General features: G+C 69.2%; 19 protein-coding genes. 4 read left to right on the top strand and 15 right to left on the bottom strand.

From position 1 onward, the window contains the following. Positions 1-242: 242 nt before the first annotated feature. The 4 genes from ABT130_RS11440 to betA form a co-directional block, all read right to left on the bottom strand. Positions 243-1241, bottom strand: coding sequence for an ABC transporter substrate-binding protein (locus ABT130_RS11440; RefSeq protein ID WP_350954828.1), 999 nt, complete (start codon positions 1239-1241; stop codon positions 243-245). 68 nt (positions 1242-1309) lie between these two features. Then, entirely contained in the window at positions 1310-3307 is a 1998-nt protein-coding gene (locus ABT130_RS11435) for an ABC transporter permease (RefSeq protein WP_350954826.1), read from the bottom strand. After that, positions 3304-4383: a quaternary amine ABC transporter ATP-binding protein gene (locus tag ABT130_RS11430; protein WP_350954905.1), complete on the bottom strand. Its 1080-nt coding sequence runs from the start codon at positions 4381-4383 to the stop codon at positions 3304-3306. Before ABT130_RS11430 ends, ABT130_RS11435 begins: the two co-directional genes overlap by 4 nt. A gap of 345 nt (positions 4384-4728) precedes the next feature. Next, positions 4729-6369, bottom strand: coding sequence for a choline dehydrogenase (gene betA / locus ABT130_RS11425; protein ID WP_350926375.1), 1641 nt, complete (start codon positions 6367-6369; stop codon positions 4729-4731). Between the two features lie 132 nt (positions 6370-6501). On the opposite strand from betA, the gene ABT130_RS11420 reads away from it, so the two are divergent. Next, positions 6502-7299: an IclR family transcriptional regulator gene (locus ABT130_RS11420; RefSeq protein ID WP_350926377.1), complete on the top strand. Its 798-nt coding sequence runs from the start codon at positions 6502-6504 to the stop codon at positions 7297-7299. Here the strand turns inward: ABT130_RS11420 and ABT130_RS11415 are convergent. From ABT130_RS11415 to ABT130_RS11405, 3 genes are all read right to left on the bottom strand, one after another. Next, positions 7265-9553, bottom strand: a complete 2289-nt coding sequence (locus ABT130_RS11415) for an FdhF/YdeP family oxidoreductase (RefSeq protein WP_350926379.1) — start codon at positions 9551-9553, stop codon at positions 7265-7267. The two genes, ABT130_RS11420 and ABT130_RS11415, sit on opposite strands and share 35 nt — an antisense overlap. 71 nt (positions 9554-9624) lie before the next feature. After that, positions 9625-10776, bottom strand: a complete 1152-nt coding sequence (locus ABT130_RS11410; protein ID WP_451936005.1) for an aromatic ring-hydroxylating oxygenase subunit alpha — start codon at positions 10774-10776, stop codon at positions 9625-9627. 46 nt (positions 10777-10822) lie between these two features. Then, a complete protein-coding gene (locus tag ABT130_RS11405) occupies positions 10823-11170 on the bottom strand; it encodes a bifunctional 3-phenylpropionate/cinnamic acid dioxygenase ferredoxin subunit (RefSeq protein WP_350954823.1) in 348 nt (115 codons plus the stop codon). Between the two features lie 226 nt (positions 11171-11396). On the opposite strand from ABT130_RS11405, the gene ABT130_RS11400 reads away from it, so the two are divergent. Beyond that, positions 11397-12368 (top strand): helix-turn-helix domain-containing protein, encoded by a 972-nt coding sequence (locus ABT130_RS11400; protein ID WP_350954902.1) that lies wholly within the window; start codon positions 11397-11399, stop codon positions 12366-12368. 10 nt (positions 12369-12378) lie between these two features. Here the strand turns inward: ABT130_RS11400 and ABT130_RS11395 are convergent, their stop codons facing one another. After that, on the bottom strand, positions 12379-12810 hold the full coding sequence (locus ABT130_RS11395; protein WP_350954822.1) for a hypothetical protein: 432 nt from the start codon (positions 12808-12810) through the stop codon (positions 12379-12381). A gap of 483 nt (positions 12811-13293) precedes the next feature. On the opposite strand from ABT130_RS11395, the gene ABT130_RS11390 reads away from it, so the two are divergent. Further along, positions 13294-14199, top strand: a complete 906-nt coding sequence (locus ABT130_RS11390) for a hypothetical protein (protein ID WP_350954821.1) — start codon at positions 13294-13296, stop codon at positions 14197-14199. On the opposite strand, the gene ABT130_RS11385 is transcribed toward ABT130_RS11390, so the two are convergent. Then, positions 14196-14357 (bottom strand): hypothetical protein, encoded by a 162-nt coding sequence (locus ABT130_RS11385; RefSeq protein WP_350954820.1) that lies wholly within the window; start codon positions 14355-14357, stop codon positions 14196-14198. The two genes, ABT130_RS11390 and ABT130_RS11385, sit on opposite strands and share 4 nt — an antisense overlap. A gap of 179 nt (positions 14358-14536) precedes the next feature. After that, positions 14537-14965, bottom strand: a complete 429-nt coding sequence (tnpA, locus tag ABT130_RS11380; protein ID WP_350954818.1) for an IS200/IS605 family transposase — start codon at positions 14963-14965, stop codon at positions 14537-14539. Between the two features lie 24 nt (positions 14966-14989). Here tnpA and ABT130_RS11375 point away from each other — a divergent pair, with 24 nt between their 5' ends. Further along, positions 14990-16132, top strand: a complete 1143-nt coding sequence (locus tag ABT130_RS11375) for an RNA-guided endonuclease InsQ/TnpB family protein (RefSeq protein ID WP_502992120.1) — start codon at positions 14990-14992, stop codon at positions 16130-16132. 53 nt (positions 16133-16185) lie between these two features. Here ABT130_RS11375 and ABT130_RS11370 read toward each other — a convergent pair whose 3' ends face one another. From ABT130_RS11370 to ABT130_RS11350, 5 genes are all read right to left on the bottom strand, one after another. Next, a complete protein-coding gene (locus tag ABT130_RS11370; protein ID WP_350954814.1) occupies positions 16186-16521 on the bottom strand; it encodes an Atu4866 domain-containing protein in 336 nt (111 codons plus the stop codon). A gap of 77 nt (positions 16522-16598) precedes the next feature. Continuing rightward, entirely contained in the window at positions 16599-17288 is a 690-nt protein-coding gene (locus ABT130_RS11365) for an Atu4866 domain-containing protein (protein ID WP_350954812.1), read from the bottom strand. 28 nt (positions 17289-17316) lie between these two features. Continuing rightward, positions 17317-17469: a hypothetical protein gene (locus tag ABT130_RS11360; RefSeq protein ID WP_350954810.1), complete on the bottom strand. Its 153-nt coding sequence runs from the start codon at positions 17467-17469 to the stop codon at positions 17317-17319. Further along, positions 17466-19538, bottom strand: a complete 2073-nt coding sequence (locus tag ABT130_RS11355) for a flavin reductase (RefSeq protein ID WP_350954808.1) — start codon at positions 19536-19538, stop codon at positions 17466-17468. The genes ABT130_RS11360 and ABT130_RS11355 overlap by 4 nt, the downstream gene beginning before the upstream one ends. A gap of 105 nt (positions 19539-19643) precedes the next feature. Continuing rightward, complete coding sequence (locus tag ABT130_RS11350) at positions 19644-20420, bottom strand: SDR family oxidoreductase (protein ID WP_350925434.1); 777 nt, start codon at positions 20418-20420, stop codon at positions 19644-19646. Positions 20421-20424 lie beyond the last annotated feature (4 nt).

Genomic DNA, 20424 nt, shown 5'->3' with positions numbered 1-20424 from the left:
TTTGCGGGTGGCGCTGTCAAGAACGGGCCGTACCCGCCGGTGAAGGGTCCGGGCACGGCATCGGAGCACGCCGCGGACGCTGTCGCCGTCCGCGCCGTGCCCGATCCGCGCCGCTCCGCGTGACGCCTCGCCATGTCACTTCGCACCGCGCCCGGCGCGTGTCGCACTCCGCCGCACCGATCCCTGTCGCCCGGTGTCGCCCGGTGCGGGCGGGCCGTCGAGCCGCCGGGACCGCCGCCCGCTCAGCCGGTGGGGAGCCAGGCCTTCACCTTGTCGGGATTGTCGCCGACCCACTTCTCCGCGGCCTCCTCGGCCGTCATCTTGTCCTCGGAGATGTACTTGGCCACCAGGTTCTGGTCCTCGTTCGTCCAGGAGAAGTTCTTGACCAGCTCGTACGCCGGACTGCCGGAGTCGGCGAACTTCTTGCTCACGATCTTGTCGAGGTCGTAGAGCGGGTAGTCGCAGGCCACCTTCTCGGCATCGGCGTCGCAGCCCTCGGTGTACTCGGGCAGGTTGACCTTGACGAGCTTGACCTCCGCCAGGAACCACTGCGGCTCGTAGAAGTAGCCGAGCAGCGGGGTCTTCTCCTTCTCGGCCTTCCGGAAGCCGGTGATGAGCGCCGCCTCGCTGCCCGCGTAGACGACCTTGTAGTCCAGCTTCAGGTTCTTGACCAGGGCCGCGTCGTTGGTCACGAAGGACGGGTCGCCGTCGAGCAACTGCCCCTTGCCACCCGACTCCGAGGTCTTGAACAGCTCGGCGTACTTGTTGAGGTTCTTCCAGTCGGTGATGTCGGGGTATTTCTCGGCCATCCACGGCGGCACGTACCAGCCGATGACTCCCTTGTTGCCCGTCGAACCCGCCGCGACGGCGACCTTCTGCTCCTCGATGTACTTCTTCTTCAGGTCGTCGTGCGCCCAGTTCTCCACGATGGCGTCGACCTGACCGGTGGCGAACCCCTGCCAGGCGACCTCCTCCTTGAGGTCCTTCTTGGTGACCGCGCAGCCGAGCTCCTTCTCGGCCACGTGGGCGATGACCGCCGCGGTCGCCTCGTACCCGACCCACGGGTTGATGGCGATGTTGACCGCGCCGCAGGGCTTCCTACCCTCCGCGCCGGAGGCGGCGGGGGCGGCTGTGCCCTCGCTGCTCTCGCCGACCTTCGCCCCGCCGCACGCGGAGACGAGGAGGCCGCCGGCCACCAGGAGCGCCACCGCCCGTGGTCGCCCGATCCTCGAAACTGTCACCACAGGTCCTCCTGTATACGAGTCCGCCCGCCACCGTGTCGGGGCGACGGGATCGCTGTCCGTCGTGTTCAGTGGACGCCGTGCGCCTCGGCGTCCGCCCGCCGCGCCGCCGTCCTGGTGATGCGCTCCAGCATGATCCCGAGTACCACGATCGCCACGCCCGCCGCGAGCCCCTTGCCTCGTAACTGCAGTTGGGAGAAGCCCGCCACCACGTCGTAACCGAGCGCGCCCGCGCCGACCAGGCCGCCGACGACGACCATGGCCAGCACGTAGATGAGTCCCTGGCCGGCCGCGAGGGCCACCGCGCTGCGCGCCATCGGCAGCTGCACCTTGGTGATGAGCTGCCAGGTGTTCGAGCCCGCGGCCGTGGCGGCCTCCACCGCGCTCGGGGAGACACCGCGGATGCCGTCCGCGGTGAGCTTGATCGCGACCGGCGCGGCGTAGACGACCGCGGCGGTGATCGCGGTGACCCGGGTCGCGCCGAACAGGCCGAGGATCGGCACCAGGTAGACGAACGGCGGCATGGTCTGCCCGGCGTCCAGGACGGGCCGCACCAGCTGGTCGACGCGGTCGCTGCGCCCCATCCAGACACCGAACGCCACCCCGAGGATCATCACCAGGACCGTGGCCACGAGCGTCGAGGCCAGCGTCACCATGCTGTCCTGCCACAGGCCGAGCAGCACGAGCAGGGCGAGGCAGGCCGCGGTGACCAGCACGACCCTGACGTTCGCCAGGATGGCGGCGAACGCGATCACCACCGCGGCGACCAGCCACCACGGCGAGTCGGTGAGCAGCGCCTCGAACGGGTTGAGCAGGCCGTAGGAGACGGCGTTCTTGAACGCGCCGGTGTAGGCGGCCAGGTTGTCCTGCACCCACAGGGTCGCCGCGTCGACGCCCCGGCGGACGTACGGCCCCAGGTTCGCCTCGCTCGGGAACTCCGCGGCCCACACGTAGGTGTGGGAGAGATAGACCAGCACGCCGGTACCCGCCAGGACTGCGCCGATCCCGGCACGGCGGCGGCCGGGTCCCCGCGAGCGGCCCGCCCGGTACCGGGTCTCGACGCGCCTGCCGGCCGCGGAGGTGACCCGGTCGAGCACGATGGCCATGATGACGATGGCCAGGCCCGCGTTGAAGGCGCTGCCGACGTCGAGGGTCTCCAGCGCCTTGACGACTGTCTTGCCCAGCCCCGGGGCGTCGATCAGCGCGGCGATGGTGACCATGCAGAGCGCGGCCATGATGGTCTGGTTGACACCGACGATGATGGTCCGCTTGGCCAGCGGCAGCCGTACCTTGCTCAGCAGCTGCCAGGCGGTGGAGCCCAGCGAGGTGCCGGCCTCCAGGATCGCGGGGCGCACCTCGCGGATACCGTGCGCGGTGATGCGGATCGCGGGCGGTGCGGCGTAGATGACCGTCGCCACGGTGGCGCTCGCCGGGCCGATGAGGAAGAACAGGGTGAGCGGCGCGAGGTAGACGAACGTCGGCATCGTCTGCATGAAGTCGAGCACCGGGGTGACCAGGCGGTTGAACCGGTCGTTCACCCCGGCCCAGACGCCGAGCGGGATGCCGATCAGCAGCGAGATCACGACCGCGGCCAGGGTGAGGGCGAGGGTGTCCATGCTCTCCTCCCACAGGCCCAGCAGGCCGAAGGAGGCGAAACCGGCCGCGGTCAGCACCGCGACCCTGAGGTTGCCCCAGAGCAGCGCGACCGCCGTGGCGACGGTGACCACGCCCAGCCAGCCGATGACCGGCAGTGGCCGCCCGAAGGACGGCCGGCTGATCAGCGCCTGGACGAACGTGACGGCCTCATCGAGGAAGAGCCGGATGTAGTTGACGAAGTACAGGAAGAACGGATTGTCGTTCCTGCTGTTGTCGACGACCTCGCTCGCCTCGTTGATCCGCACGTGCAGCGGCGTCAGCTCCGCGCCGCCGAGTTGGAAGGTGTCGCGCCCCTGGACGAACACCCAGACCAGCACCCAGGCCGCGACGACGGCGGCCAGCAGGTAGCGGCGCGGCCAGGCGGGCAGGCGCCGCAGACCACCGGCAGGGGTGGCCCTGGTGGCCGTCACCCCTGCTCCCCTGACCTGGCCGGCGCGGCGGGCCTGCCGGAATTCTCCTCGGTGAGCAGCGCGGGGGTCTCGTCGGGAGAGGGCTCGGTGAGTACTCCCAGGAGTTCCTCCGCGGTGACGACGCCCAGCAGCTCGTCACCGTCGACGACCCTGACCGGGCTCGTCGCGCGCAGGATCGTGTGCACGGCGTCGCGCACCACGACGTCCGGGGAGACCTGTGGCCCGTCCAGGGGCTCGTCCCGCCGGGGTGGGCGCGCGATCCAGCGGGTCGTGAGCACGTGCGAGCGGGGCACGTCCCTGACGAACTCGCGCACGTAGTCGTCCACGGGCGCCCCGACGACCTCCTCAGGCGTGCCCAGCTGGACGAGCTCGCCGTCGCGCATGATGAGGATGCGGTCGCCGAGCTTGAGCGCCTCGCTCAGGTCGTGCGTGATGAAGATCATCGTCTTGCCCACCTCGCGGTGCAGCCGGATGACCTCGTTCTGCATGTCCCGCCTGATCAGCGGGTCGAGCGCGGAGAACGGCTCGTCGAAGAAGAGCACGTCGGGATCCACCGCGAGCGCCCTGGCCAGCCCGACGCGCTGCTGCATGCCGCCGGAGAGCTGGTCGGGGTAGGAGTCCTCGGAGCCGGAGAGCCCGACGAGCTCGACCATCTGTCTGGCCCGCTCGTAGCGGGCCTCCTTCCGGGTCCCGCGGATCTCCAGCCCGTAGGCCACGTTGTCCAGGACCCGCCGGTGCGGCAGCAGCCCGAAGTTCTGGAAGACCATGGCGAAGCGGTGGCGGCGCAGCTCGCGCAGCTGCCTGTCACCGGCCTTGCGGATGTCCGCACCGTCGAACAGCACCTCACCGGCCGTCGGCTCGATGAGCCGGGTCAGGCAGCGTACGAGGGTGGACTTGCCCGAGCCGGACAGGCCCATGACGACGAAGACCTCCTGGGGCCGCACGGTGAAGGAGACGTCGCGGATCGCGGTCACACAACCCGTACTGGCCCTCAGCTCGCTTCGCGAGAGCTCCTGGAGCGGGGTTCCGACGACCCTGTCGGCACGCGGGCCGAAGACCTTCCAGAGACCGCGCACGTCGAGGACGGTCCGCTGATCCTCCGCGACGAGATCTCTCCTGTCGCCGTCGAGGTGGAGATCTGACACGAAGGGGCATCCTTCCGGTCATCGCGTAGCTCGTTGCGTATGGCGCATCGGAACGCTTAGCGAGGAACAGAATCGACCCTTTTCCTTCACTCAGTCAAGGCTTTACGAGCTTCGTTACCATGCCAGCCCAATCGTAAGAAACCCACCCCCGCCATTACCTGATCGGTGAACAGGCACGACGGCCGGTTACCCGAACGACTTCTTCAGGGCGCGGGCGAGCGGCACCCCGGCGAGAGTCCGACATGCCAGGTGAAAGCGGACCGAACGGGCCCACGGTCAGCGGGCGGAGCCGTCGCGATGCCGGTAGAAGTCGACGTGCTCGGCGGCGAGCGGGGTGTTGCCCAGGATCAGGTCCGCCGCCTTCTCCGCCACCATCATGACCGGCGCGTAGATGTTGCCGTTGGTCACGTACGGCATCACCGAGGCGTCCACCACACGCAGTCCCTCGAGGCCGTGCACCCGCATGGAGAGCGGGTCCACCACGGACATGTCGTCGACGCCCATCCGCGCGGTGCACGAGGGGTGCAACGCGGTCTCGCCGTCCCTGGCCACCCAGTCGAGGATCTCCTCGTCGGTCTCGACCCCGGGCCCCGGCGACAGCTCTCCCGCGTTGAACTCGTCCATGGCCGGCTGGTTGAGGATGTCCCGGGCGACGCGGACCGCCTCCACCCACTCGCGCCGGTCCTGCGCGGTGGACAGGTAGTTGAAACGGAGCGCCGGGTGGACCCGGGGATCGGTGCTCCTGATCTTCACCGAGCCTCGGGAGTCCGAGTACATCGGCCCGATGTGCACCTGGTAGCCGTGCCCGCCCGCCGGAGCCGAGCCGTCGTAGCGGACCGCGATGGGCAGGAAGTGGAACATCAGGTTGGGGTAGTCGACATCGTCATTGCTCCGGGTGAAGCCGCCCGCCTCGAAGTGGTTGGTCGCACCGGGGCCGCTCCGCGCGAACAGCCAGCGCGCGCCGATCCACGGCCGGTTGCGCCACTTCATCGCGGGCTGCATGGAGACCGGCCGCCTGCAGCCGTACTGGATGTAGACCTCCAGGTGGTCCTGGAGGTTCTCGCCGACGCCCGGCAGGTCGTGCACGACGTCGACGCCGAGGGCACCCAGCTCGGCGGCGTCGCCCACCCCGGAGAGCTGGAGCAGCTGCGGTGAGTTGATCGCGCCGCCGCAGAGGATGACCTCGCCCGCGCGGACCGTCCGGCCGTCGTACTCGACGCCGACGGCGCGCTTTCCCTCGAAGAGGATTCCGGTGACGAACGCCCGCGTTCTGACCTCCAGGTTGGGGCGCTTCGCGACCGGGTGCAGATAGGCGCGGGCGGCGGACAGCCGGCGCCCCCTGCTGATGTTGCGGTCGAACCGGGCGAAGCCCTCCTGGCGGTAGCCGTTGACGTCGTCGGTCAGCGGGTATCCGGCCTGCTGCACCGCCTCGAAGAAGGCCCCGAACAGCGGATTGCGCACCGGTCCGCGTTCCAGCACGAGGGGCCCGCCCCGCCCGCGCATCGGGTCGGCGGGGTCGGCGGCCAGGCAGTTCTCCATGCGCTTGAAATACGGCAGGCAGTGGGCGAAGTCCCAGGTCTCCATGCCGGGGTCGGCGCCCCAGCGCTGGTAGTCCAGCGGGTTGCCCCGCTGGAAGATCATGCCGTTGATGCTGCTTGAGCCACCCAGCACCTTGCCCCTGGCGTGGTAAATGCGGCGGCCGTTCATGTGCGGCTCGGGCTCGGAGGCGTACTTCCAGTCGTAGAGGCGGTTCCCGATGGGGAAGGGCAGCGCGGCCGGCATGTGGATGAAGACGTCCCACGGGTAGTCCGGGCGACCCGCCTCCAGCACCAGCACCCGGTTGGCGGGGTCGGCGGAGAGCCGGTTGGCGAGGGCGCTTCCGGCCGAGCCACCTCCAACGATGACAAAGTCGTACATGTCCGCCTCGCCTCGCTCAAGCAGGAACAGTGTTCGAAATTGTAGCTAATGGCGCAATAAGGTGCACTATTCGCAACGGATATTGTCGTCCCCGATGACGTTCGTTCCCTTTCCAGCACCTACAGTTGCGCTATGGGCAACGATCCTCTCGGCGGTCGCACCGACAGCAGCGGTGGAGTCCAGTCCGTCGACCGGGCCATCACCATCCTGGAGATCCTCGCCGAGCGCCGCGAGGCCGGGGTGAGCGAGATAGCCCAGGAGATATCGGTGCACAAGTCGACGGCGTTCCGGCTGCTGGGCGCGCTGGAGGCGCGCGGCCTGGTCGAGCAGGCGGAGGACCGGGGAAAATATCGCCTCAGCTTCGGCCTCATCCGCCTCGCGGGCGGGGTGGCCTCCCGGCTCGACCTGACCCAGCAGAGCCGCCCGGTCTGCCGCCGTCTCGCCGAGGAACTCGGCGAGACGGTCAACCTGGCGGTGCTGCGCTCCCACTACGCGGTCAACCTGGACCAGGTACGCGGGCCCGCGGCGGTCACCACGCACAACTGGGTCGGCCAGCTCACCCCGCTGCACGCCACCTCCAGCGGGAAGGTCCTGCTGGCCTACCTCGACGAGGCGCACCGGACCCGGCTGGTCACCGCGGCCGGCCTGGAGCGCTACACCCCGAGCACGATCACCTCCGCCGCCGCCCTGGACAAGCAGCTTCTCCAGGCCCGCGAGCGGGGCTACGCGGTCACCGTCGAGGAGTACGAGATCGGCCTGAACGCCATCGCCGCACCCATCCGCTCCTACGACGGTGAGATCGTCGCCGCGGTCAGCGCGTCAGGCCCCGCGTACCGCTTCGGCGAGGACCGGCTGCACGAGCTGGCACCGCTCGTGATCGCCGGCGCCCGCGACATCAGCCATCGCCTGGGGTACGCCGGACGAGCCTGACCACCACGCTCTTGGAGGTGGGGGTGTTGGAGGTCTCCGCGACCGAGTCGAGCGGCACGAGCACGTTGGTCTCCGGGAAGTACGCGGCGCAGCAGCCGCGCGCGGTCGGGTAGGCGACCGCACGGAAGGACTCCGCCCTGCGCTCCCCGTCGGGCCACTCGCTGACCAGGTCCACCATGTCCCCGTCGGCCAGATCCCGCTCGGCCAGGTCGTCGGCGTGCACGAAGACCACCCGGCGGCCGTTGCGCACGCCCCGGTAGCGGTCGTCCATGCCGTAGATCGTGGTGTTGTACTGGTCGTGGCTGCGGACCGTCTGGAGCAGCAACCGCCCCGGCGGCACCCGCAACACCTCCAGGTCGTTGACCGTGAAGTTGGCCTTGCCCGTCGCGGTCGGGAAGCGGCGCTCGTCGCGGGGCGCGTTGGGCAGCGCGAAGCCGCCGGGAGCCCGGACCCGGACGTTGAAGTCGTCGAACCCGGGCACCACCCGGGAGACGCGGTCGCGGATCGCGTCGTAGTCGGCCGCGAACTCCTGCCACGGCACGTGCGGGTCGTCGCCGAACAGCTCCACGGCCAGCCGGCAGACGATCTCCACCTCGGAGAGCAGGTCGTCGGAGGCGGGCCGCAGCTTGCCCCGCGAGGCGTGCACCATGCCCATGGAGTCCTCGACCGTGACGAAACGATCGCCGTCGCGTTCGGTGCGCCCCAGCGTGGGGAGGATGAGCGCCTCGCGCCCGCACACGGCGTGCGAGCGGTTCAGCTTGGTGGAGACCTGCACCGTCAGCCTGGCCCGGCGCATCGCCTCCTCGGTCGCCGCCGTGTCGGGGGTGGCGGACACGAAGTTGCCGCCCATCGCGATGAAGACCTTCGCCTGCTCGGAGCGGAGCGCCCTGATCGCCTCCACGGTGTCGAAGCCGTGCTCGCGGGGCGGCTCGAAGCCGAACTCGTCGCGCAGCGCGTCCAGGAACCGGGCCGGTGGTTTCTCGTAGATGCCCATGGTGCGGTCGCCCTGGACGTTGGAGTGGCCCCTGACCGGGCAGACCCCCGCGCCCGCGCGGCCCACGTTGCCACGGAGCAGCAGGAAGTTGACGACCTCCCTGATGGTGGCGACGGAGTTCTTGTGCTGGGTGAGCCCCATCGCCCAGCACACGATCACCGACTTCGCGCCCAGCACCTCCCGTACGGCCTCCTCGATGGCCGGGCGGTCCAGCCCGGTCGCCTCCTCGACCTCCGCCCAGTCCAGGGAACGCAGGTCCTCGGCCCAGTCGTCGAAACCGTGGGTGTGCGCCTCGACGAAGTCACGGTCGATCACGGTGCCGGGGGCGGCCTCCTCGGCTTCGAGCAGCAGCAGCGACATCGCCTTGAAGAGCGCGAGGTCACCGTTGAGCCGGATCTGCAGGAACCGATCGGACAGCGTCGTACCCTTGCCCACCAACCCCGACGGCCGCTGCGGGTTCTTGAAGCGGAGCAGTCCGGCCTCGGGCAGCGGGTTGACCGCGACGATCCGGGCGCCTTCACGCTTGGCCCGTTCCAAGGCCGAGAGCATGCGCGGGTGGTTGGTGCCGGGGTTCTGACCGACCACGAAGATCAGGTCGGCCCGGTACAGGTCCTCCAGCGAGACCGTGCCCTTGCCGATGCCGAGGGTCTCGTTGAGCGCCGAGCCGCTGGACTCGTGGCACATGTTGGAGCAGTCGGGCAGGTTGTTGGTGCCGAACCTGCGCACCAGAAGCTGGTAGGCGAACGCGGCCTCGTTCGAGGTGCGCCCCGAGGTGTAGAAGAGCGCCTCGTCCGGGCTGTCCAGCGCGCGCAGTTCCCGCGCGATCAGGGAGAACGCGTCATCCCAGCTCACCGGCACGTAGTGGTCGGAGCCCTCGGGCTTGTGCATCGGCTCGGTGAGCCGCCCCTGCTGGCCCAGCCAGTATTCGGTGTGCCCGGCCAGGTCGTCGACGGTGTGCCGGGCGAAGAAGTCACGGGTGACCCTGCGGACCGTGGCCTCCTCGGCCACCGCCTTCGCGCCGTTCTCGCAGAACTCGAACGGGCTGCGGTGCTCGCCCTCGGGCCAGGCGCAGCCCGGGCAGTCGAAGCCTTCCTTCTGGTTGACCCCGGCCAGGGTGAGAAGGGTGCGGCCGACGCCCATCTGGGCGTTGGCGGTCAGTAGCGATCGGGTCACCCCCGGTATGCCCGCTGCCCACTCCTTGGGAGGCCCGATCTCAATGCCGTCCTCGTTGACGTCGTCGCGCGGAGCCTTCCTGGCCATCCTCGCGTCTCCTTCCCTCACCCTGACCCCGTGAATTGCGGGTCGGGCACACTATAGGCGCCTTCCCGCCGTCAGCCGGACCCGGTCCCCAGCTTGCCGATCACCCAGTCGTGGAAGGCTCCGATGTGGTGCTCGCTGGGCACCAGGACCCCGCCCCGGGCGTACGCGCGGGAGTTCATCGCGGGCTGGCACCTCTCACAGGCCGCGAAGTCCTGCTCGTTGACCCGGTGGAAGAGCTCCACGGACGGGCCGAGATCGGTGCCCGCGTCCACGACGTCCTTGCGGAAGAGCCAGTCGCACTCCACGATCGTCCGGTCGGCCGCCAGCGGGAACATCCGGTGCAGGATCACGTGGTCGGGCACCAGGTTGACGAAGACCTGCGGCTTGATGGTGATCGCGTAGTAGCGGCGGTCCTGCTCCTCGCCGACTCCGGGGATGCGGTCCACCCCCGCCGAGCCGTCGACGGTGAACCCCTGGATCTCCTCGCCGAACTCCGCCCCGTGCCCGACGAAGGACTGCGCCGCGTACCCGTCGGCGAACTCCGGCAGCACCTCGGTGAGCTCGGGATGGATGGTGGCGCAGTGGTAGCACTCCATGAAGTTCTCCACGATGAGCTTCCAGTTCGCCCGCACGTCGTAGACGATCCTGCGGCCCACCGCCAGGTTGGCGATGTCGTAGCTCTCGATGGCCCGCTCGTCGCCCAGCCGGGCCGTCGCCTCGCCGATCACGTCCGCCTCGAACGACGGCGGCTCGTCGGCCAGGCAGACCCACACGTACCCGATCCACTCGCGCACGGCCACGTTGACCAGCCCGTACTCGACCCGGTCGAGGTCGGGCATCTTCGTCAGGTTCGGCGCGGCGATCAGCCTGCCCTCAAGGTCGTAGGTCCAGGCATGGTACGGACACTGGAAGGCCCGCTTGACCTCGCCGGACTCCTCGGTGCGGATCCGGGCGCCGCGGTGACGGCACACGTTGAGGAAGGCCCGGATCGAGCCGTCCCTGGCCCGGGTGACCAGGACGCTCTCCCGGCCCACCTGGACGGTTCTGAAGGCCCCCGGCTTTCCCAGATCGGAGGCACGGACGACGCAGAACCACATCGACTCGAAGACGCGGGCCTGCTCCAGGGCGAAGACGTTCTCGTCGGTGTAGTAGCCGCCGGGCAGGGTGGCGATCACGCTGGGCGGCAGGCTTCTCGCGGTCACGATCGCTCCCTGGTCTGCCATGTCGACGGGTTGGGGCGGCCGTTGCCGGGGAGGGCGCGCGCCGGCGTCATGCGGTACCCGCGCGCACACCGGGCGGCAGGTTCGGCGGCTCCTCGGAGGGCACCACGTAGACGGTGTCGCCGGAGACCACCACCCGGTGGGTGCGCAGCGGCAGCTTGGCAGGGGGGCTGCTCGGACGTCCCGTCCGCAGGTCGAAGCTGGAGGCGTGCAGGGGGCACTCGATCTCACACCCCTCCAGCCACCCGTCGGAGAGCGAGGCGTCCTGGTGGGTGCAGGTGTCGTCCACGGCGTAGATCTCGCCGTCCTCGGTGTGGAAGACAGCGATGGGCGGGTCGACGTCGAGCCGATGGGCCTCACCCGGAGGAAGGGCCGCGAGGGGGCAGACAGGGATCATCGCAACAAACCCCGGTTTCGTAAAGCAGAACAAGCAGCGCTATACGCAACAGCGTGACCTCCGGAAATCCCACTGTCAAGGGTCTTCCCCATGGTCACGCGAAGGCCGAGTGGCGCACCCGCCATCGCCGCTCAACCGATCCGCACGACGTTCCCCTGACACACCAAAGGCTCCGCACGTAGCCTGAGGTTGTAAGGACCGTTACAGATACGTGTGGGGCCTGCTCATGCGCGACGGCAGTACGAATGGCCCAGCCGCCGAAGAAGCTGTCGGACGGCGGATCGCCCAGGCTCGTAAGCTGCGCGGTCTGACGCAACAGCAACTCGCTGACCGAGTGCCCTGTTCCAAGAGCCTGATCACCCAGGTCGAACGGGGGCACAAACCGGCCACGCAGGCCCTTATCACCGCTGTGGCGCGGACCCTGCGGATCGAGCTCGGTGAGCTGACCGGCCAGCCGTACCGTGACCCCGGCACGCGAGAGGACCGGATCCACGAGCGCGTCCCGCAGCTCCGACGAGCACTCCTGTCCTGGGACCTGCCCGACGAGGACGTCCCACCGCCGCCGACAGAGCAGCTCCGCGCGGACGTGCGGCGCGCGTCCGCACTGGGCAGGCAGGCCCGGTACATCCAGCTCGGGGAGATGCTTCCGGGCCTGCTGGAAGAGCTGACGCGAGCCGTTCACGCCAGCGAGGGAGCCCGACGTGACGAACTTTTCGGGCTGCTCTCCGAGGCGTACACCGGAGTGACGGCGATCGCCTACACGCTGGGCTACTTCGACCTGCGGGGCCTCGCCATGGATCGCGTGGCATGGGCTGCCCAGGCGTCACAGGACCCGCTGCGGGTCGCCCGCACGCAGTGGCAGCGCTCGACGCTGTTCCTGGCGACGGCCACCTACGACAAGGGGCTGATCCTCCTGGATCGGATACGGCGCGAGGTCGGCGAGGACCTCGGCCGGCTGACCGCCGCCGAACTGAGCGTGTACGGCGCGGCCCATCTCCGATCCGCGATCTTCGCTGCCCGTGCGGCTGACCGGCAGACCGCGTTCGACCACATCGAACACGCCCGCGAGGCCGCCCGCGTACTGGGCCAGGACGCGAACCACTACGGCCTGAGAACTCAGATGCGCGAGGCCGAGACGACCTCGCTCCTCCATCGCTGGGCCCTCACCTCCACCTCGGCCGGTATCGGCCACTTCTGAACGAGCACGCTCATTCCGCGTTCTCGCCTTCGGGGTCGCCGGCGAGTATGCGCGCGGCCGCCACGTCGTTCTCGTCCCAGCCCCAGTGACCGTCGCGTTCCCCGGCCTGTTCGTCGATCCATCGGTTGTGGGCCTCCCACGCCGCCTGCTTGCTGGTTCCCAGGGCGGCACCGATCTGCGACCACGAGGCGCCTGCCTGGCGGGCGGAGCGCACGGAGAGCTGACGTCCGTAGCCCGCCTTCCGCGCGATCACCTCGCCCAGCGCGAGAAGCTCCAGCGCCTCGCCCCGGGTCAGGGGCTCCGCGTCGGGGTCAGGCGGTGTGAGCGCGGGGTCGTCCTCATCGGCCGGTGCGGCCAGGGCGTCACGGGTGCGTAGCGCGTCGTAGCGCGCGGCTGCGGTCAGCAGCGTGAACCGGCGTTCAAGCTCGTCAGGAGTGGACATGGTTCGAGTATTTCGTCAGGCTACCTTGACGTCAAGCCTTCTTGACGTCAAGGTGGCCTGACACATCGAGGTTCCCCGCCCTGATCAGCTCCGGCGGGACGCGGTCAGCGCCGGCATCGGCAGGACGGGAAAGCCCGGCCGTACCGCGGCCAACGTCACGGCGAGAGGCCCCCGGTGTCCCCGAGAATCACCGGAGTCGTCTTCCGTCGAGCCTGGTGACGGCCCCACCGAACACCGCCGGGCCGGCTTTGGGCGAGGAATACGAACGAGCGACATTCCCGAGAGCCACGGGTCGATCACCTGCAAGCCCTAAGGCTTCACCGCCGCCCTGGGCCCGCGGACATCGTGGGCCGGTCGAACGCCTCCAGCGGCATCGTGGCCGCCCACGGTGTCCTCGATTACCGAGCTTTCCTGTCCACGCAGGTTCCGGGCGGCTATGGTGCGTCGTACCCGATTTGATCTAGGTCGCAGGAGTGTGCGGTGGTGAACGGGAGGGAACCCGACTGGGCGTACGTGGCCAGATCCCTGGTCAAGGTCCTGGCCGTCACCACGGCGCTGTTCCTGGCCTTCAGCGCGGTCGACCGGGTTCTGTGGCTGTTCACCGACTTCGACGACGAGCGGACGGCTCGGGTGTACGGCACGGCCGCCCGCGTCGCAAACCCGGACAAGCACCTGTTCTACGGTTACAGCGATGCCGGGGGACTGCTGGAGACGACCTACACGCTGTGGGGGGAGCCGCGCCGGGCCGGCCCCGGCGAGGGAGAGACGAAGTACGAGATCGTGGAGAACCTGTTCGGCGCCGTCCGGGCCCCCTCCCTCGACGGGCCGTCCGGCAGTCTGGCCGACGCGATCGCTTCCGTGGAGGCGGATCCCGACGTCGACAGGGAGCCGACGGAGGAGGCCCGGAAGACCATCGACGGGCTCCCCCAGACGCTCGACGCCGTCGCGGTCATGGAGTTCGCGCGCCCGATGACCACCGATCGGCTCGTCGCCTTCAACCGGAGGCACAAACTCTGCGGAGGGGGAGGCGTCTCCTATATCTATTCCCCGTCCTACTACGACGATTCCAGCGGCGACCCCCCGTTGAACGCGGTCGTCTGGAACCGCGGCATGACCAAGGAGCACAGCTGGGAGGAACTCAACTATCAGTGCGAGACCGAGCCCGAGGCGGCGCTGGCGGAGTTCCGCAGGTGGGTCGGACTGCTTGACGAAGGGGACGACCTCAACGAGTTCGGGTTGAGCCACGGTTGGCTCTCGGGAGCGGCCGAGGAGGGCGTCGTGTACGGGCTCGTCGTCGACCACTGGAAACTCGCCGACCTGCGCAGGCTCCTCGACGACCCGGAGGTGCAAACGGTTCACCTCGCCGACGTCGCCTTCGACCTCGGCTAGTTGTTCAGATCCGCGATGTTGGTCGGATCGAAGGGGCGGCCCCGGTCGGCTGGGGGTGCGAGGGCGGTGGTGGATGGTCGTGGAGCTGTGGCGCACCCGGCGGTCACTATGAGCGCCAGGGCCGCGCAGGCCGTGGAGGTCAGCACGTTGCGTGGCATGGCTTGTCCTTTCTGCGGGCGCGGTGTGCGGGGTTGCAGGGCTCGCCAGGCGGTTGGTGCTGCTGGTGTTCAGCGTGATCTGGCGTGGAACCCCGGGCGTTCACGCCCGAAAGGAAACGACAGCGCGGGAGGGCCGCCAAGGCCCGAGCGGTGCGGTGACCGGTAGGCCGTCGAGCGGCTCAGCCCGGGCGCCTCTGGTCTTCGATGTACTCCTTGATGATCGATAGGGGTGCGCCGCCACAGGAGGCGGCGAAGTACGACGGCGACCACAAATGCCCGCCCCACAGATACTGACGGATATGTGCCGGATACTCCTTGCGAAGTAGCCGGGCGGACACGCCCTTGAGGCTGTTCACCAGCGTCGAGAGAGCGACCTTGGGTGGGTAGTGCACGAGCAGGTGCACATGATCCTCCTCGCCGTTGAACTCGACCAGCTCCGCCCCGAAACTGTCGCACACCTCGATCATGATGTCCTCGCAGCGACGCAGGATCTCATTGGTGAACACACCCCGCCGATACCTCGGGACGAAGACCAAATGCGCATGAAGCGTACAGACCACGCTTCGGCCTCTTCTTACCTCGGGGTTCGGTTCCCATCTCGGTGACATGGACCTAACGCTAGAGTGTTCGATGTGAAGCTGGTGGTGCAGGTCAAGCTTCTGCCGACGCCTGAGCAGGCGGCGGCGCTGGAGGCGACCCTGCGCGCGGCCAACGAGGCGGCCACCTGGGTCTCGGCGCTCGCCCACCACCAGCGGGTATTCCGCAACTACGACCTGCGCAAGCACGCCTACGGGCAGATCAAGGACGACTACGGGCTGGCGGCTCAGGCCGCGCAGCATGTCATCAAGAAGGTCACCGACGCCTACGCCACGCTGCACGCCAATCTCCGCAACGGCAATCTGGGCAGGCCCGGCTCCGCGCGGCGCGAGCGGGCCTTGGCCAAGCCGATCGTCTTTCGCCCCGGCGCGGCCCAGCCGTTCGACGACCGCTGTCTGTCCTGGCAGATGGGCGCGCGGACGGTGTCGATCTGGACCACGTGCGGGCGGATGAAGAGTGTGGCGTTCAGCGCCTCGGCCGATCAGCTCAAGACGCTGGCCGCCTATCGCAAGGGCGAATCGGACCTGCTGTACCGCGATGGCAGGTGGTTCCTCATCGCCACCTGCGACATTCCCGACCGGCCGGTCGCCACCCCGGACGGGTTCCTGGGGGTGGATTTGGGGATCGCGAACCTCGCGACCACCAGTGGCGGGGTTCGCCACAGCGGCAAGGGCCTGAACGCGGTCCGCCGCCGCCACCGCGAGTTGCGCCGCCGCCTGCAGGCCAAGCAGACCACGTCCGCCAAGCGGCTGCTGAGGAAACGCCGCCGTAAAGAAGCGCGTTTTGCCGCCGACACCAACCACACCATCGCCAAACGCATCGTGACCGAGGCGACACGCACCGGGCAAGGCATCGCGCTGGAAGATCTCCAGGGCATCCGCGACCGGGTACGGCTCCGCAAGCCCCAGCGGGTCACGTTGCATTCATGGAGTTTTCACCAGCTCGGCCGGTTCATCGCCTACAAGGCGGCCCGTGCCGGTGTCGCTCTGGTGTACGTGGACCCGGCCTACACCTCGCAGGCCTGCTCGGCCTGCGGGCACGTGGACAAGAAGAACCGGCCCGACCAGGCGACCTTCTCCTGCACGTCGTGCGGCTTCGCTGAGCACGCCGACGTCAACGCGGCTCGTAACATCGCCTCACGCGGTGTCACCAGCTGGGCAGTGAGTCACGCTGCCTGACGCGGACCAAACCGTCGAAGCCACCGACGGCGAGGAGCTGCGAGCTCAATCCTTCAGGGCTGAGAAGCTGACCTCTCGCGGTAGAGCACCAGGTGCTCGTGGTAGAGAACGCCGTCACGAACATCACCGGTGGCGGTGAAGCCCAGGTCGTCGAAGTAGTCGATGTGGGTACCGGTCACGGTGTAACGGCCGGTGTAGGCGCGCTTGCGGCCGTCGCGTTCCTCTTCGTAGCGGCCGCCGGGCAGGAGTTCCTGGCGAATGCGGCCGTCGGCGGTGACCCACATGCCGATGTACGGGTGGGTGGCGGGCGTCGGCCGGCCTCCGCTGGGAGCGGCGCACGCGAGCAGCGTGGCGAACAGCGCGAGGAGGTGAAGGGGGCTTTTGAACATGGGCTGGAATCCTTTGGAGCGGGGGGGAGGGGGCCGGCCGAGGCGGCCGTCGACCGGCCCGTACGTGGCTTGAGGGGTCAGCGGCGGGTGAGGCGGTAGCCGGCGTGCCGCAGGTCGCCGTCCTGGAACTCGCCGTAGGCCCAGAAGCCGAGGTCGTCGAGGTAGTCGATGCGGGTACCGTTGATCCAGTAGCGGCCGGTGTAGGCACTGGTGCGATCGCCGCGGGCCTCGTCGTAGCGGCCGTCGGGCAGTAGGTTCTGCCGGAGGAAGCCGGCCTGGTCCACCCAGAGGCCGACGTACGGGTGGTCGGCGGCGACCGCGGATGGCTCCGCCTCTTCCGTGGTTCGGGCGGGGCCGGTGGGACGGCCGTCGTAGTGGGTGACCTGGCCGCCGTCGAGCAGGATGTCCAGGTGGCGGGCGCGGGCGATGACCGGGCCGTCCGGGGTGCCTTTGGGATCGGCGATGCGGATCACCGCGATGTCGGCGCGCTCGCCGGGTGTGAGGGTCCCGGTCGCGCCGGTGGCGGTGAAATCGGCGCGGGCGGGCAGGACGAGGCGGCCCGTGCAGTCGATGACGATCATGCCGTCGTCGTCTGCGGCGGTCAGGAGACCAGGGCCGACGCCGACGATGGTGTCGCCGCCGATGAGGACGTCGGCCTTCTCCCAGTCGCCCAGCATCGCGTTCATGCTGATGACGGTGCCTCCGGCCAGCAGCAGCGGACGGGTGCCGTTCTTGGTGATCGTGTCGAGGAGTTCGCTGGTGTGCATGTCGAGCTCTTTCCGGGTGAGAAGGAGGTCAGTGCCAGGGCTGCGGCAGGTGGGTGGCCTCGTGCAGGGCGTCCTGGGCGGTGTGGTCGCGGGCCTGACGGCTCGGCCGGGCCGGCTCGCCGTCGTTCGGGTAGGCGCCGTAGGTCAGGCCGGTCTCTGGTGGCGGGCCTGCGCCGGTCATGATCGGGTGTGCCGGTACCCGGCGGCGGCCAGGACGCGGTCGCGCGAGGCGCGCACGTCCTCGCGCAGTCCGGCCAGGTCGATGTCGAGGACGGTGCCGGCCCACTTGCGGACCTGGCCGGCGATGAGGACTGCGTCGATGTTGCGCGGGTCGGAGCCGAGCACAAGGGTGCCGATCGGGTCGTTGAGGGGCATGTTGTTGAGGTCCTCGGCGCGGACGACGAGCACGTCCGCCTGCTTGCCTGGGGTGAGAGAGCCGGTGACGTCACCGAGGCCGATGCTCCTGGCGCCCTGCAGAGTGGCGAAGTCGAGCACGTCGTGCACGCCGATCCGGGTGGGCGACTCGCCGGTGCCGTAGGCGGCGTTGACGGCCCGCATGCGCTGGATGGCGTGCAGGGCGCGCATCTGCGTGAACATGTCGCCGGCCAGCGCGACTTCGACGTCGATGCTCAGGCTCGGCCGGATGCCGACGGCGAGCGCCTCGTCGACGGCCGGGACGGCACTCTCCAAGCCGATCTGGGCATCCGAGGTCGGAGCGAGGGAGACCGCGGCGCCAGTGTCGGCCATCGCCTGCCATGCCTGCGAGGTCAGGCCCGTGCAGTGGATAAGGGCGACGTCCGGTCCGAGCAGTCCTTGCTTGACCCAGTCGAGGATGGCCTCGGAGGAGGGCAGGCCGAAGACGGCGTCGATGCTGACGCCGATACCGAGGTCACGGGCGGTGCGGGCGAGGCGTTCGCCGTAGGCGAGGTCGGGGCCGGCGATCTCGCCGGTGGCGAGTGTGGCCAGGCGCAGGGTGAGGAGCCCACTACTGGAGGTGAAGTAAGTGTCCTGGAGCCGGGTCAGGTCGGCAGGCCATTGGCCGTCCCAGTCGCCGAAGTGCGGGCGCATCGAGGCGTGCACGCCCCGGATGCCGCTGTCGATCAGCGCCCGGATGGCGGCGTCGGAGTGGGCGGCGGTGCGGGAGTTGTGGGAGAAGTCCAGCATGGTGGTTATGCCGCTGTCGATGGCGGTCAGCGCGGCCAGCTTCGTTCCGATGTACATGTCCTGCGGCTGGTACGCCGGAGCGATCCCGGCCAGGGTGGAGGTGACGTACTCGCCGAGGTCGTTGACGTCGGGCATGATCCGGCGCAGTTGGGCCTCCCAGGCGTGCCGGTGGGTGTCGACGAAGCCGGGGGCCAGGACGGCGCCGGTGACGTCGATGATCAAGGCGTCCTCGGCCTGGAGATCCGGGCCGACGGCGGCGATCCGGTCGCCTTCGATGAGCAGGTCGGCACGAGGCATGACGCCGAGGCCGGGGTCCATGGTGACGACGGCGGCTCCGGTGAGCAGGATGCGACGCCCGGGATCGGCGGCACGGCGGCGCAGTTCGTCCAAGATTGTGGTCATGGTGGGCTTCCTTCGAGAGCGTGGAGGGTGACGGCTCGTGCCGAGGGGGCGTGAGCCGAGAAGAGGGTGACGAGGCCGGTACGGCCGGCGCATCCGGTCGGTGTCAGTCGTGAGTCGGTACCGCCACTTGGTCATGCGATGCCGCAGGTCCAAGGTGGTGGCGTTGCCGGCGAAGGTGCCGTTGCCGCAGTGGTGGAACTCGCCCGTTCCGCGCCTGCCAGGATCGATCCAGGCTCGCTCGCCCTTGAGGATCCACAGGTTGTGGTCGTCGACGAGCCGATCGTCGGCGACGGTGCATTCGATGTTGGCGAAGCACTCGGTGACGAGCGGTGCCCGTACCACGGCGCCGGGTGCCGGGGTGAAGCCGAACCGCTGCCATTTGTCGACGTCGCGGCCGGAGACGTTGCCGACGTCGACCACGCGTTCGGCCAGGTCGATGGAAGGGATCGCGATGACGCACTCGCCGGTGGTGCGCAGCGCGTCGTAGCTGTGGTCCCAGGGGCCCAGAATGAGCCCGATGAGGGCGCCGTGGGCAACCGGCATGTTGAAACCGTTGGTCATCAGGTTGGCGCGCCGGCCGTCGAAGGTGGACACCATGATGACCGGTCCGGGTTCGATCAGCCGGTGCACGTGCTCCAGTGGATACTCCACGAAGTCGGGGTGACCGGCGTCGACGGTGGTCATGGTCGGAGCCTTTCGTCGCACGGTGTGATGGCGGGTGTCGTGGTGTCGGCGAGGTGAACGGCCGGCCGCCGTCGGCCGTTCACCCCGCCATGGTGTGCCGGTCGGCTAGATGGCCTGGGCGGTGGGCAGGATGGTGATCTCGGTGAGGTTGACATGGCGGGGCACGGCGGCCATGAACGCCACGGTCTCGGCGATGTCGTCGGACTGCAGAACGTCGATCTGGTCGATGAGATCGGCCATGAGCTTGCTCGCGTCCGGGTCGGTGACGTGATCGGGCAGCTCGGTGTCGACCATGCCGGGTTCGATGGTGGCCACGCGGATGTTCTTACGGCCGAGCTCGACGCGCAGCAGCCGGGTGAGGTGGCTGATGTAGGCCTTGGTGCCGGAGTAGACAGAGAACTTCTCCAGGATCCGGGTCGCGGCGATCGAGGATGTGGTGATGAGGTCGGCCGGCTTGCCCGCTTCGGCGGCAGCGGTCAGGTGCGGCACGAAGGCGCCGATGACGTTCATGACGCCGGTGATGTTGAGGTCGATCTGGCGCTGCCAGTCGTCCTGACGCAGGTCGGTGATCGGGGAGACGAGCTGAACGCCGGCATTGTTGAAGACCAGGTCCGCCTGGCCGAACCGCTCGGCGATCTGGTGGGCCGCAGCGTGGACGGCGTCGCGGTCGGTGACGTCGACGGGCACCGCCATGGCGGTGCCTCCGGCGGCATGGATGCTCTCGACGAGCGCATCGAGTTTGTCCTTGCGCCGGGCGAGCACGGCGACCTTCGCCCCGAGCTCGGCCAGGCGGGTCGCGGTGGCGGCGCCGATGCCGCTGGAGGCGCCGGACACGACGGCCACACGGCCGGCCAGCGGCGTGCCAGTGAGCAGAGCGGACATGACA

Origin of the sequence: Streptosporangium sp. NPDC001681, from assembly GCF_040298085.1 — a bacterium.
GTDB lineage: Bacteria > Actinomycetota > Actinomycetes > Streptosporangiales > Streptosporangiaceae > Streptosporangium.
Note: the sequence above shows the minus strand (reverse complement) of the source record. Positions and strands in the feature narration are given on the sequence as shown.